The 1,108-nt window shown below is 67.1% G+C and carries 1 protein-coding gene; it reads left to right on the forward strand.

Annotated features, from left to right (window positions below; translation table 11 throughout):
* A partial coding sequence (locus tag EOA27_RS37555) for a class I SAM-dependent methyltransferase family protein (protein ID WP_189562342.1) occupies positions 1-1,108 on the forward strand: 1,108 nt, incomplete at both ends.

The following is a 1,108-nucleotide window of genomic DNA, read 5'->3' on the forward strand; positions in this document are numbered from 1 at the left end:
AGCATGCGGCGCGCATCGTCTCCGACGCCCGCGCCATCACCGTGCCGACGCAGCTTCTTTTGTCCGGCAGCGATTGGGTGGTGCGGCACGGCCCGCAGCACGATTTCTTCGTCAATCTCGGCAGCCGCGTGAAGGAGCGGCATGTGCTGCCGGGCTTCTTCCACGATACGCTCGGCGAGCGCGACCGCGCCAAGGCGCTCGACCTGATCCGGCCGTTCATCGAAGGGCAATTTGCTTCGCCGGCCGAAGCCATCGACCTGAAGCAGGCGGACATCGCCGGCTACACGCGCGACGAGGCCGACAGGCTCGCCTCGCCGCTGGATCTTCTGTCGCCCAGGGGCCTCTATTGGGCCATGAGCCGCGCCTTCATCCGCATCGGCAGCTGGTTCTCGCGCGGCATGAAGATCGGCGTCGGCACCGGTTTCGATTCCGGCTCGACGCTGGACCATGTCTACGAGAACGAGGCGCGTGGCCTCGGGCCAATCGGCCGCATGGTCGACAGGACTTTTCTCGACGCCATCGGCTGGCGCGGCATCCGCCAGCGCAAGCTCAACCTCGAGGAGCTGATCGGTTCGGCGCTGGCAACGCTGAAGGCGGCCGGACGTCCAGGCCACATAATCGACATAGCCGCCGGGCACGGCCGCTACGTGCTCGACGCCGTCGGCAAGAGCGCCGAGCAGCCGGCCAGCGTGCGGCTGCAGGACTATTCCGACATCAATGTCGAACTCGGCCGCAAGCTGATCGCCGATCGGCAATTGCCGGCCGGCGTCTCGTTCCGGCGCGCCGACGCCTTTGACGACGCCGGGTTGGCCGCGCTGAACCCGGCGCCGGATCTTGCCATCGTCTCCGGCCTTTACGAGCTCTTCTCGGATAATGCGTTGATCGCCCGCTCGCTCGGCGGCTTAGCCCAGGCGATGCAGCCGGGCAGCTTGCTGATCTACACCAACCAGCCCTGGCACCCGCAGCTCGAGATGATCGCCCGCAGCCTGACTTCGCATCGCGGCGGCCAGGCCTGGGTCATGCGGCGGCGCACGCAAGCCGAGATGGACCAGCTGGTCGAAGCCGCCGGCTTCGAGAAGCTCGACCAGCGCATCGACCAATGGGGTAT

The organism is Mesorhizobium sp. M2A.F.Ca.ET.037.01.1.1 (genome assembly GCF_003998075.1).
GTDB lineage: Bacteria > Pseudomonadota > Alphaproteobacteria > Rhizobiales > Rhizobiaceae > Mesorhizobium.